Source organism: Neisseria sp. P0001.S007 (genome assembly GCF_051963655.1).
In the GTDB taxonomy this organism is placed as follows: Bacteria; Pseudomonadota; Gammaproteobacteria; order Burkholderiales; family Neisseriaceae; genus Neisseria; species Neisseria subflava_A.
Genome location: NZ_JBQCUB010000001.1, coordinates 258,438 through 271,028, shown reverse-complemented (window position 1 = coordinate 271,028; position 12,591 = coordinate 258,438). Strand labels below are relative to the sequence as shown.

14 protein-coding genes are annotated in these 12,591 nt (G+C 48.7%); 8 read left to right on the top strand and 6 right to left on the bottom strand.

The features are described from left to right. Positions 1-226: 226 nt before the first annotated feature. The 4 genes from nrdD to ACTHRE_RS01310 all read right to left on the bottom strand — a co-directional run bounded on the left by nrdD (position 227) and on the right by ACTHRE_RS01310 (position 5,561). On the bottom strand, positions 227-2,071 hold the full coding sequence (gene nrdD, locus ACTHRE_RS01325) for an anaerobic ribonucleoside-triphosphate reductase (RefSeq protein ID WP_107811011.1): 1,845 nt from the start codon (positions 2,069-2,071) through the stop codon (positions 227-229). A 54-nt stretch (positions 2,072-2,125) separates the two neighbouring features. Beyond that, positions 2,126-2,635, bottom strand: coding sequence for an anaerobic ribonucleoside-triphosphate reductase activating protein (gene nrdG / locus ACTHRE_RS01320; RefSeq protein ID WP_440344767.1), 510 nt, complete (start codon positions 2,633-2,635; stop codon positions 2,126-2,128). 275 nt (positions 2,636-2,910) lie between these two features. Further along, positions 2,911-4,053, bottom strand: coding sequence for a THUMP domain-containing class I SAM-dependent RNA methyltransferase (locus tag ACTHRE_RS01315; protein ID WP_377072933.1), 1,143 nt, complete (start codon positions 4,051-4,053; stop codon positions 2,911-2,913). A gap of 116 nt (positions 4,054-4,169) precedes the next feature. Beyond that, on the bottom strand, positions 4,170-5,561 hold the full coding sequence (locus tag ACTHRE_RS01310; protein WP_070712691.1) for a nucleobase:cation symporter-2 family protein: 1,392 nt from the start codon (positions 5,559-5,561) through the stop codon (positions 4,170-4,172). A gap of 336 nt (positions 5,562-5,897) precedes the next feature. Between ACTHRE_RS01310 and dapA the strand changes: the two genes are divergently transcribed. The 8 genes from dapA to ACTHRE_RS01270 all read left to right on the top strand — a co-directional run bounded on the left by dapA (position 5,898) and on the right by ACTHRE_RS01270 (position 11,896). Continuing rightward, the gene (dapA, locus tag ACTHRE_RS01305; protein WP_285069935.1) at positions 5,898-6,773 is read left to right on the top strand and encodes a 4-hydroxy-tetrahydrodipicolinate synthase; all 876 of its coding nucleotides are present in this window, start codon (positions 5,898-5,900) and stop codon (positions 6,771-6,773) included. Between the two features lie 81 nt (positions 6,774-6,854). Next, positions 6,855-7,985, top strand: a complete 1,131-nt coding sequence (bamC, locus tag ACTHRE_RS01300) for an outer membrane protein assembly factor BamC (protein WP_003683593.1) — start codon at positions 6,855-6,857, stop codon at positions 7,983-7,985. Positions 7,986-8,106: 121 nt separating this feature from the next. Beyond that, positions 8,107-8,337, top strand: a complete 231-nt coding sequence (locus ACTHRE_RS01295) for an NGO_0222 family membrane protein (RefSeq protein ID WP_003679018.1) — start codon at positions 8,107-8,109, stop codon at positions 8,335-8,337. A 9-nt stretch (positions 8,338-8,346) separates the two neighbouring features. Further along, on the top strand, positions 8,347-8,940 hold the full coding sequence (gene rdgB, locus ACTHRE_RS01290) for an RdgB/HAM1 family non-canonical purine NTP pyrophosphatase (protein ID WP_377072936.1): 594 nt from the start codon (positions 8,347-8,349) through the stop codon (positions 8,938-8,940). A 75-nt stretch (positions 8,941-9,015) separates the two neighbouring features. After that, a complete protein-coding gene (locus ACTHRE_RS01285; RefSeq protein ID WP_377072938.1) occupies positions 9,016-9,525 on the top strand; it encodes a hypothetical protein in 510 nt (169 codons plus the stop codon). A gap of 58 nt (positions 9,526-9,583) precedes the next feature. Continuing rightward, positions 9,584-9,946 (top strand): thioredoxin family protein, encoded by a 363-nt coding sequence (locus tag ACTHRE_RS01280; RefSeq protein WP_219088634.1) that lies wholly within the window; start codon positions 9,584-9,586, stop codon positions 9,944-9,946. Between the two features lie 96 nt (positions 9,947-10,042). Continuing rightward, on the top strand, positions 10,043-11,218 hold the full coding sequence (hemW, locus tag ACTHRE_RS01275; RefSeq protein WP_377072940.1) for a radical SAM family heme chaperone HemW: 1,176 nt from the start codon (positions 10,043-10,045) through the stop codon (positions 11,216-11,218). A gap of 135 nt (positions 11,219-11,353) precedes the next feature. After that, a complete protein-coding gene (locus ACTHRE_RS01270; protein ID WP_049344773.1) occupies positions 11,354-11,896 on the top strand; it encodes an opacity family porin in 543 nt (180 codons plus the stop codon). Between the two features lie 111 nt (positions 11,897-12,007). Here the strand turns inward: ACTHRE_RS01270 and ACTHRE_RS01265 are convergent, their stop codons facing one another. Together ACTHRE_RS01265 and ACTHRE_RS01260 are read right to left on the bottom strand one after the other, a co-directional pair. After that, the gene (locus ACTHRE_RS01265; protein ID WP_293206514.1) at positions 12,008-12,376 is read right to left on the bottom strand and encodes a VanZ family protein; all 369 of its coding nucleotides are present in this window, start codon (positions 12,374-12,376) and stop codon (positions 12,008-12,010) included. Continuing rightward, positions 12,373-12,582 (bottom strand): dioxygenase, encoded by a 210-nt coding sequence (locus ACTHRE_RS01260; protein ID WP_315039242.1) that lies wholly within the window; start codon positions 12,580-12,582, stop codon positions 12,373-12,375. The genes ACTHRE_RS01265 and ACTHRE_RS01260 overlap by 4 nt, the downstream gene beginning before the upstream one ends. Positions 12,583-12,591: the final 9 nt, after the last annotated feature.

Below are 12,591 nucleotides of genomic sequence, written 5' to 3'. Positions count from 1 at the left end.
GTTTTGGAGAGTGAATGCGCTATAAAACACTACCGACCGCGTGCGTGGCTACGCCACACACCCTACCTGCGAATCACACGGAACTTCAAAATATTAAAGTATCAAGCATTGTTATTTAATTTAATTAAAATCATGAAGTTGAAAGAGTCAGTCTATCTAAACAAACTAAATGCCGTCTGAAATTTCAGACGGCCTTTACTTTTTTAAGTAATCCTTTTTTCAATGATTACGCCGCTTTACGGTGATAATGCCTGAGTGCGTGCTCTTTACGTCGTCCGCTTGAAAAGGCGGATACGCGTTTCAGATAGCCGATCACTCGGGTGCCGTAGTCGATATCGTGGCTGCCGCAAGCAGAACAGGCGTGCAGGGTGCGTTTGTCGATGTGGCCGCATTCGTTGCAAATGGTGATGCGCACGTTCACGCAGAAGTAGTTGCAGCCGGTTTGCGCGGCAATGTCCAAGAGAGAGCGGTAGCCGGATTCGGGCAGGGCTTCGTCGAGGTTTAGGTGCAGCGCAGAGCCGCCGTCGAGCCAGTCCACCAGTTCTTTGCCGTGCAGCAGGAATTTGTCGAGCGCGTTGATTTCTTCGTCTTCGACAACGTAGAAATAGGAGTTGTAGCATTCGCGGCTGACTTTGTAGCCGTCGGCTTTGTCCCATTTGGCGTTTTTCACGCCGAGGTTTTCGGCAGGGACGAACTCGGTGTTGAATTTCACACCGTAGTGTTTGCTGGCGGCTTGGTTGGCTTCGAATATGGTTTTCAGACGGCCTTGGACGAAGTTGATGTAGTCGTCGTTGTAGCCGACTTTGATGCCTTGCGATTCGGCTGCTTCCGCCATGCCGTTGATGCCGATGGTGAGGAACTGTTTGTCCAGCGTGATGAAGCCTGCATCGTACACGGGCAGCATTCCGGCAGCTTGGTATTCTTCCATCAGTTTGCGGTAGGCGTATTGGTATTTGTGGATTTTGGCGACTTCGGCGGCAAGGTCGCGCCCGTCTTGTTCCAGCCGGTTCATGTTGATGGTGATGACGTTGATAGACCCGGTCGCCACGCCGCCCGCGCCGAGGGTGTAGCTGAAAGTGCGGTCTTCGATGGCGTTGCGCAGACGGCAGCAGGAAGCCAAGGAGTCGGGGTTGTCGGAAAGATAGACGAAGAAGGAATTACCTTCCGCCAATTCTTTCGCCATTTCGTCGGCAAACACGGTGTCTTTGCATTTGCCGCCATCAGTCAGCATCGCAGCGGTCACGACAGGGAAAGTCAAAACGGCTTTGGTGCGTTCCTGATTGAACCATTTGAGGAAGAAGTTTTGCAGCTTCGCCACGCTCGCCCACACCGGTTTGCTGAAATCGGGGAAGACGAAATCGCCGAACATCGCGTCAAAATAGTATTGATCGTAAACGGAAATATTCCAGAATACGCTCTGATAACCGCGTGCGGCGGCAGGCTGGTTGATGCTGTACACCACCTGCTGCATATGGTTGGCGATTTCTTTGGCATGGGTTTCCAAATAATCGTCGCCGTAGTCTTTGCGGGCGAAGTAGTCGAAATAAGTCAGAAATTCTACTGTCGCCACTGCGCCGGCAAACTGCGCGCTGATGGCAAACACCAAGTTGATAAACGAGCCGCAAAACGATGCCAGATGTTGCGGCGCTTTGGATTCGCCGCCGAGTTTGCTTAAGCCGTCGAGCAGGAAGGGATACAGCGTAACCGACACGCAATAAGGCTTGAGGCTGGTTTCGTCATGCACATAAATCTCGTGCGCCTCAATCTGACGGATGTATTCGTCGGCAACAGATTGGTCGAAAATTTCGGCGATTTTGCGCGACACTTGGGCGCGGTTAATCTGCACGAAAAAGTCTTTCATGATCTCCGCTTCCATCGTAGCGATGTTTTTCTGGGTAACGTTGGCGTTGGCATCCATTTTCGAGCCGTCCGCCGCGTTTTGCGCGCTGATGTAGTCGCGCATGAATTGTAGTTTTCCGTTTAACTGTTCGGGATGCAGCCGAATCATGTTAATTCTCCTGTATGGTTTGGTTGATTTATTAAACAATGACGGTTGGGCCGTCTGAAACATCGCTGTCAGCGAATACAATAAATTCAATTTAAATCAGTGCAATACAACACTGGGCTAAATTGAAGCCACTGGAAAAACCTTAGACACAGGTTTGTCTTTGATAAACAAGCGGTTCAACACTTCGCCCGTGCGCAAATCGATAAACTTTTGATTGGTGACCGGACTTTCTAAACCGCCTAACTCCATCTGCCAGCGGCCGGTTTTCAGATACGTCAGATAAGGCAGGATGCCGTCTGAAACCGCCTCCAGCTCTTCACGCTCCAGGCCGGTGTACAAGCAGGCTTTCAAACCCGCCTGCGTCACGATGTCCAGCATTTTCTGCAAGGCTTCCGGCTGCCATTCCCCGCCCATAAACAACACGCACGTAATCAATCCGCGATAGCGTTTCAGACGGTCTTTTAAATAATCCTCGGTCAATTCCGTACCAATACCCTCTTTCCATGTATCGGCACTGTGACAGCCTTTGCAACGCAACAGACAGCCTGAAAACAGAAATGCCAACGATACTTCGCCCGGCACTTCCTGCCATACAATTTGCTCGATTGTGAATTTCAAACCGCTCATTGCAATGCCATAAAACACAAGATATGGTGTGAATTAAAGCACAAGACTACTAGATATGGTATTTTTATTTAACAATGTATTTTACTTATATAATAGATTTTTATTATTTAACTAATTGCGAATTACTATAAAGCAGTAGTTTTAAACCAATAAAAAGGCCGTCTGAACACGATTCAGACGGCCTGTAATTAAAAAAAGAAAAGCAAACTCCGTTATAGTAAAGTCTATAAAAAGGCCGTCTGAAATCATCTTTCAGACGGCCTCTATTTCAGGTTTTAGCCCCGATTTGAGCCTTTAACCATATCCATCAAAAACAATCGGCAATCCAAGTTGCCATTAAACAGCGGAATTTTACGCTTCGGAGAAAGGCGCATAAATTTCGGCATATCGCGATCGCCGGTAAACATCCCAACCAGCCAGCCTGCGTAATGCTGTTTCAACCATGTCCCCAGTTGCGGATAAAGCGCCTGTAAAGCCTGAATTTCGGCAAGGCGCACGCCATAAGGCGGATTGGAAATCATAATGCCGTGTTCGCCGTTTGGTCGAGCGGTCTGCGCATCTTGCACGTCAAAGCGGATGAAATTATCCACTTCGGCGGCTTGGGCATTGGCCAATGCGGCGCGGATCATATAACGGTCGTTATCACTGCCGGAAATTGGCGCGACGGCTGGTTTGATTTGTTTTTCAGCCTCACGGCGCAGAGCTTGCCATTTTTCTTTGTCGAAGTTTTGCAGTTTTTCAAAACCGAAACGGCGCATCAAGCCCGGCGCACGGTGTGTCGCAATCCATGCAGCCTCAATGGCAATCGTGCCGCTGCCGCAAAACGGGTCTTGGAAAGGTTGCGTACCGTCGTAGCCAGCCAAAAGCAGCAAACCTGCCGCCAAGTTTTCCCTTAATGGCGCTTCGCCGGTATCCTGACGATAGCCACGTTTGAAGAGTGCTTCGCCGGAAGTATCGATAAAGATTTCCACATTGCGCTCATCGATAAAGGCATGAATGCGGATATCGGGATTGATTTTGCCCACGCTCGGACGCGCATCATAAATATCGCGGAAGGCATCGCAGACGGCATCTTTGATTTTCAAACCGACAAAATCCAAGCTTTTCACATTGGCGCGCTTGCCTTCGACTTTGACTTTAAAGGTCTGCTCCAGCTTAAACCAACCTGTCCAATGCAGATTTCGTGCCAGTTTGTAGATATCGTGTTCGTTGCGATAACCGCCTTTGGTCAAGCGCAGCAAAACACGGCTGGCAACGCGCGAATACAGGTTGATGCGGTACACCTGCTCCATCGTGCCTTTACATGCCACACCGCCGTCAACAGCGCGGATATCCTGACATGCCATGCTTTCGAGTTCCTGCGTCAAAGGCGCTTCCAAACCGCGAGGACAAGTGATAAAAAGTGAATAAACCGTCATATAAAACCTTTCCGGGTAGGGCTATCCGAACCACTCGGATAATAAATAAAAACAATATTATAGCCGAAAAACCAAAGGCCGTCTGAAACTTCAGACGGCCTTTGAATAAAGCTTGCTTAGTGATCCAAACTGTCGGTTTCCACCTTAACCGCTTTATCGGTTTTATCCTCCGGCAAAACCAAGTTCAACAATACCGCCATAATACCGCCGGCGGAAATTGAGTTTTGGAACAATACCGGCAGGTTTTTGAACACTTCCGGCTCAAACGCCACGCCCAAACCCAAACCGACAGAAGTAGCCGCGATGACCGCTTCACGACGGCGAATACCGTGGCTGACCAGAATCCGCACGCCGGCAATCGCAATCAGGCCAAACATCAATACCATCGCGCCACCCAAAACCGGACTCGGAATCGTGGTAAACGCACGGCCGATAACAGGGAACAAACCCAACAATACCAAAATAGCCGCGATATATTTGCCCACATGGCGCGAAGCCACACCGGTCATTTGAATCACGCCGTTATTTTGCGCAAAAGTAGTCAAAGGCAAAGAGCCCAACGCAGTCGCAATCACAGACACCAAACCATCTGCCAATACGCCGCCGCGTAGACGTTTGGTGTATTCCTCACCCTCAATCGGCTGCTCGGAGACCATCGCAGTCGCCGTCAAATCGCCCACTGCTTCAAATACGCTCAACAAGAAAATCGCACCGGCAACGATAAACGCGTGCCAATCAAATGCAAAGCCATATTTAAACGGAACAGGCAGGGTAATCAGCGGCAGGTTTTGCAGGGCGGAAAAATCTACTTTGCCCAAAAACAGCGCAACAATATAACCGACAATCAAACCCACCGCGATGCCGCTCATGCGCAGCAAAGGATTTTTCAAGCAATTGAAAACCAATACAATCAGCAACACCAGCGATGCCAGACCTAAGTTTTCCATCGAGCCGAACGTACCGTCTGCTTTCGCACCGAAGCCGCCGCCGAAATCGGTAATGCCGACATGCACCAAACTCAAGCCGATCAACATGACGACCACGCCGCTTACAGTCGGCGTAATCACTTTTTTCAGATAAGGCAGAAGCCAAGCGGAGAAGCACACCAAAAACGCGCCGACAAAGGACACACCCAAAAGCGTTGAAATCATCGCATCTTCAGTCAAACCGCCCTCTTTCATGCCGGTACCGAGCGCAATCATCACGGTAACAAAAGAGAAGTTGACCGACTGAATCGACAACATACCCGAACCGACCGGCCCGAAACGGTTGACCTGCAAATAAGTGCCGACACCGGAAGCCACCATTGCCATCGACACCAAATAAGCCGTCATTTCAACCGGCAGCTCCAACGCCCCGCCGACAATCAGTGCCGGAGTAATCATCGGGACAAAAATCGCCAGAAGGTGCGTAACCGCACTCAACAACGCATTCCCAAACGGCGGCTTATCTTCCAAACCATAAACCAAATCAAGCGGTTCCGCTTGTTTTTCAGTCATTCCGGCCATGTTGAACCTTCTCTCAAGAATCGTTAAAAAATATTAAGATGCGTATTTTAACCAATTTAAAATGTATCAGCAAATTCAAAACCATCAGGCCGTCTGAAAGTTCCGCCCAACCGTTTTCAGACGGCCTCAAACCGCCTTAACACATTTTAATTCTTGACATCATTTTTCCATCTCAAAACAAACAAACCAATGATTTAAAAATGTATTATTCATTAAGATAATGACAAGTCACCATTAAACGGCAAAGCCGCTTAGCGGATATGTTTCACACAAACAACAAAGTAAGCTACAATCCACTGCATAATTCACCCACACCATAAAATTAAAGGTTTCCGTATGTTAAAAGGCAGTCTGGTTGCCCTGATTACTCCGATGAATCAAGACGGCAGCATCAACTACGAACAACTTCGCGACTTAATCGACTGGCACATTGAAAACGGCACCGACGGCATCGTCGCAGTCGGCACTACCGGCGAGTCAGCCACCCTGCCTGTCGAAGAACATTTGGCCGTTATTGAAGCTACTGTTAAATACGTCAACAAGCGCGTTCCCGTTATCGCCGGCACAGGAGCCAACAATACTGTCGAAGCCATCGCCCTTTCCAAAGCCGCCGAGCAAGCCGGTGCGGACTACACCTTATCTGTTGTTCCCTACTACAACAAACCTTCGCAAGAAGGCATTTACCAACATTTCAAAGCCATCGCCGAAGCCACTTCGATTCCGATGATTATCTATAATGTTCCCGGCCGTACCGTCGTGAGCATGAGCAACGACACTATTTTGCGTTTGGCCGAGATTCCGAATATCGTCGGTGTGAAAGAAGCCAGCGGCAATATCGGCAACAACATCGAATTGATCAACAGCGTTCCTGAAGGTTTTGCCGTGTTCTCCGGTGACGATCCTACCGGCCTGCCTTTCATGCTGTGTGGCGGTCATGGCGTGGTAACCGTCGCAGCCAACGTTGCACCGAAACTCTTTGCCGATATGTGCCGAGCCGCCCTTGAGGGCGATATTGCGACCGCCCGTCGTCTAAACGAGCAACTTATCCCAATTTATAACACCATGTTCTGCGAGCCCAGCCCGGCCGCGCCCAAATGGGGCCTGAGCTTATTGGGCAAATGCGAACCCCATGTTCGTCTGCCTTTGGTAGCACTGACCGAAGCCGGTCAAGCCAAAGTCCGAGCCGCTCTGGAAAAATCAGGACAAATCTGATCCGGAAATAAGGCCGTCTGAATCCAAACGCCCTTTTTCAGACGGCCTCCCTGTTAAGAACTCCATCCACAGGAAAACAAGATGACCTATATTAAACCCATCGTAGTAGCCCTCGCCCTGATTAGCATGACTGCCTGTTCCGGCAGCAAAAAAGAACAACCCAAACTCGACTATCAAAGTCAATCTCACCGCCTAGTCAAACTGGAAGTACCACCTGATTTGAACAACCCAGACCAAGGCAACCTCTATCAATTACCGGCAGGCAGCGGCGCCGTCCGCGCCAGCGATTTCAACAAACGCCGCACCCAAGCCGTACAGCAGCCTGCCAATGCAGAAGTCTTGAAATCCGTTAAAGGCGTACGCCTTGAGCGTGACGGCAACCAACGCTGGTTGGTTGTCGAAGGCAAATCGCCTCGCGAAATTTGGCCTTTGCTGAAAGTGTTCTGGCAAGAAAACGGTTTCGACATCAAATCTGAAGAACCGGCCATCGGCCAAATGGAAACCGAGTGGGCTGAAAACCGAGCCAAAATCCCTCAAGACAGCCTGCGCCGTCTGCTGGATAAAGTCGGCTTGGGCGGCATCTACTCTACCAGCGAACGCGACAAGTTCATCATCCGCATCGAACAAGGTAAAAACGGTTCGACCGACATCTTCTTTGCCCACAAAGGCATGAAAGAAGTTTATGCCGACCGTAAAAAAGACACTACGATGTGGCAGCCGGGTGAAAACGACCCTAACCTCGAAGCCGCATTCCTCGCCCGCTTTATGCAATACTTAGGCGTTGACGGTCAGCAAGCCGAACAGGCTCTGACCCAAAGCGTTGCCGCCCGCAGCAATGCTTCTGAATTGGCCCGTGTGGACAACGGCACTCTGTTGCTGGCAGGCGATTACGGCCGCAACTGGCGCCGTACCGCCCTTGCGCTTGACCGCATCGGCCTGACTGTTATCGGTCAAAATGCCGAACGCCGCGCCTTCTTGGTTCAACAAGCGCCAACCGAAGGCGAAGCAGTTGCCAATAAAAAACCAGGCCTGTTCAAACGCGTATTTGGCAAAGGCAAAGCAGAAGCGCCAAAAACGTATCCTGAAATCATCGTGTATGTTGAGCCTATCAACAATGGCGCACGCCTCCATCTGTTGAACAAAGACGGCAGCCCATACAAAGGCAGCGATGCCTCCACATTGCTGAGCCGCCTGCACACAGAATTGCGTTAATCCGTTATTCGACTTAAGGCCGTCTGAAATATTCAGACGGCCTTTTTAACGAATCCGGCATGGTTTCAAATTCCCAATCTGACGTTATAATCAGAACATTTTCCCCCTCCCCCAAGCTGCCATGACCCGACAAAAAGCCTATCTGCTCCTGACCGCCCTGTTTACCCTGATGTTTATCGTACTGATTCTGTTGGGCGCTTATCTTCTGAGCATTCACAGCAAACAATTTGCCGTTGCCGCCTTTCTGTTTGCCTTTGCAGCCGTTTTTGCCCAAATCGGCAGCCTTGCCCTTTACATCCGCCACAAAGCACGCGCACAAATGGCTCGTATGCAGCAAACCGAAAACCATTAAGGAAAAACCATGTTTGAAAAAATCGTCCTTGCCAGTGGCAACGCAGGCAAACTCAAAGAATTTTCCCGCCTCTTTGCCGACTTAAACATCGAAGTCCTGCCGCAATCGCAGTTCAATACGCCCGAATGTCCCGAGCCGTACCATACCTTTATTGAAAATGCCCTGGCTAAAGCACGTCATGCCGCCCAATACAGCGGCTTACCGGCACTTGCCGACGACTCCGGCATCTGCACCAACGCCTTAAACGGCGCACCCGGTATTTTCTCCGCACGTTATGCAGGCGAAAACCCCAAATCCGATGCCGCAAACAACGCCAAACTGTCTGCCGATCTTGCCGATAAAGACGACAAAAGCTGCTACTACGTCTGCGTCCTTGTCCTCGTCCGCCACGAAAACGACCCGCAACCCATCATCGCAGAAGGCATCTGGCGCGGACAATGGCAGACCGAGGCAGCCGGTACAAACGGCTTCGGCTACGACCCGCATTTCTATCTTGCCGAACACGGTTGCACCGCTGCCGAGCTTGATCCTGAAATCAAAAATGCCGAAAGCCACCGCGCCCAAGCATTGCGTGAACTATTAAGAAAAATCGAATCCTTATAAATCAATAATAGGCCGTCTGAAAACCTGAAACGTTTTTTTAGATGTTCTAAATCCAACAAATAATGAAAGAAATCCATGTCCCCTAAGCAAATCCTGATTGTCGCCATCCGCTTGGTCGTTTTAATCGGCATCGTACAAACACTTGGCGGCATTGCTACCATATTCGCACAGTCAGAAAGCATGTATGACAGCAAACAAATTCCGCCCGTACTGATGTTCTACGGCTTGTATTTAATTGCATGGCTGCTGCTATGGTGTTTCCCTGCCACCATTGCCAACCGCCTATTGCCCGAACATCTGCAAACCGTACAGGAAGCCCCAAAACGCCCTGCACCATGGCTGACGACCGGTATTGTATTAATAGGCATATATACTGTTTTCCAAGCCATCCCCGACCTAATTTACCAGTTCTCTCTCTATCTTTTTGTACAGTCTATCGCTATCGACACACACACATCTGTTTGGGCGAATCTCGGCGCACAAAACCAAGCTGGTATACTTGCTAACATCGCGCAGCTTTTTATCGGCATTTTTCTGCTATTCGGCGCACCCAAACTCTCGTCTTGGATACGCAAAAGACTTTAATACATAAAAACAACAGGCCGTCTGAAACCTTCAGACGGCCTACCTCACATTCATTCCCATGCCCAAACCCTCACCTGAAGAATTGGCAGCCTTTGCAAAACACGTCGCTGCCTTCATCCCAACCATACCTGACGAACTTCTGCAACTCATTGACAGTCAAGAAACTGCTATCGTCTTTTTAGGCAAACCAAGCTGTTCATACTGTCGCCGTTTTGTTGCAAAACTGTCTACCGTTTCCTTAAACAAACAGCTTACCATCCACTTTACCGACAGCAGCAACAAAGCAGCTTTAAAAACTTTTCGTGAACAACACGGCATCCAAACTGTTCCCGCTCTACTCAAAATCTCACAAGGCAAAATAAAAGCCGTCTGCAATTCCAAATTATCAGAAGAAGAAATTGAAGCCTTTTTGAGCGCTTAGACTTCGCAAATTTCCTACTGATTACTTTCCCTGCCGACATTTCAGTTAAAATAACGGCCTAAAAATTTCAGACAGCCTTGAGCCTCAACACATACCATGACCCAAATCACTTTCCAACGCCCCGGCCAGCTAACCGCCCTGCCTCCTTTATCACTCTATATCCATATTCCTTGGTGCATCAAAAAATGCCCATATTGCGACTTCAATTCCCACAGCCTGAAAAACGGCCTGCCGGAAGAAGCCTATATCGATGCCCTATTAACCGACTTGCAACTTGAATTGCCCAATATTTGGGGCAGACCGGTAGAAACCATATTCTTCGGCGGCGGTACACCCAGCCTGTTTCAAGCGAAATCGATTGACCGTTTGTTAAGCGGCGTGCGTTCGCTGTTGCGTTTACAACCCGAAGCGGAAATTACTTTGGAAGCGAACCCGGGCACATTTGAAATTGAAAAATTTCAAGGATTTAAAGATGCAGGCATTACGCGTCTGTCTATCGGCGTACAAAGTTTTAACGACGATATGCTTACTCGATTGGGACGCGTTCACAATGGCAAAGAAGCCCTGACAGCCATTGATACTGCATTGAAATTATTTGACAAAGTCAATATCGATTTGATGTATGCCCTGCCAAACCAAACAGTTCAGACGGCCTTAAACGATGTGCAAACCGCTATCGCAACAGGCGTATCGCATATCAGCGCATATCATCTGACCATGGAGCCGAACACGCCTTTTGGTCATACGCCGCCCAAAGGATTGCCACAAGATGAAGCAGCATTGGATATTGAAGATGCCGTACATGGCGAATTGGAAGGCGCAGGCTTTATCCACTACGAAACATCAGCTTTTGCAAAACCTGGTATGCAATGCCGCCATAATTTGAACTACTGGCAGTTTGGCGATTACTTAGGCATAGGTGCAGGTGCACACGGCAAAATCTCCTATCCTGACCATATCGAACGCACCGTCCGCCGTCGTCATCCCAACGACTATCTTGCCGCCATGCAGAGCAATCCGCATGAAGCAGTTGAACGAAAAACCATTGCCGCCGAAGACCTTCCATTCGAATTCATGATGAACGCCCTGCGCCTGACCGACGGCGTACCTGCCGCAATGTTGCAGGAACGTACTGGCGTACCCACTGCAAAAATCATGGCACAAATCGAAACCGCCAGACAAAAAGGCCTGCTTGAATCAGACCCGACCGTGTTCCGCCCGACCGAACAAGGCTGTTTGTTCTTAAACGATTTGTTACAGTGTTTTTTATAAGTGCGATTTTACAACAGCTGACACATTTTTAGATTTGCTTAATTTTCCACAAGAAAATACAATCAGAATAATTGTTGGGAATGAACAATCCCGGCGATTATCCACTACTCCTAATCCTACATTAAGGACAAAACAATGAAAAAAGTTCTGGTAACACTGATTGCTCTTTCCCTGCCTGCATTTGCATTGGCTGATGAAACCAAAGGTTTTTATGTTCAGGCTGATGCTGGTCATGCTACTGTAAAACTGGGTGGCGCATCAATTAAAGGCTTTAGCCCTCGTATTTCTGCAGGCTACGATTTCGGCGATTTCCGTGTTGCTGCCGACTATACGCATTATAAATCTGCAAAGATTAATGTACCTTCGGTATATGCTGAGGCTAAATATCACAGTGCCGGTGTATCTGCTATTTATGATTTTGACCTGCAAGCTCCTGTAAAACCTTATGTAGGTGTTCGCCTGGGTCTTAACCACTCTACTCATAAATATCAAACAGCCGAACAAACAGCTGAACGTAAGGATACTAAAATTGGCGTAGGTGCAATGGCTGGTGTAAGTTACGATGTAACTCAAAATGTAGCACTGGATGCAGGCTATCGCTATAACCACTGGAGCAAGATCAATAACGTTAAGCTCCATTCCCACGAAGTATCTGCCGGTGTACGCGTAAAATTCTAATATTTAAATACTTGGCATGAAGTAACGATTGCTTCATGCATCAAGTAACAAAAGGCCGTCTGAAACCTGTTTCTCAGGATTTTAGACGGCCTTTAAGTTGTTTAAATATGTCTAACTTTTTGCTGCTTTTACTTTTGCTGCAAACCACAGCGCCGCAGCCGTACCTGCCATATCGGCAATGCCGTCCGCGATCGAACCCTGGCGCGTAGTAGTCAGAAATGCCTGAGCCAGCTCGCTTCCTATTGCAAACAATAAAGCGGCAAACAGAATGCCTTTATAGGGAATATTCCTATTGTCTTGAATAAATATTTTTGCGCACAGCCATGCCTGTCCGAAAAACAGTCCGAAATGGCCAACTTTATCAAAATGGGGAAATGGTGGAGCGCTATTGCCGCCCTCTTTGAAAAGTAAGGCATAAATGGCGGCGGCAAACCAGATAAAGGCAGCGGCAGTGAATTTGTTTAATGGTAAGGCTTTCATTTGTCGGCCTCTTCATCCAGCCATGTTTGGCAGATATCTGCCAAGCGGACAAATTTCCCACCCCGCGCCTTCAAAATATCACGCCATTGTGCCACTTCTTCTGCATCCGGGGCATCTTCAATACTGCATTCGTAAAGGCAGAAGTCTAATGTTTCGCCAACAATGCCCGGGGGTTCGGTCTGCATAAGGCTGGTCAGTTCGTTCATATTTACTGT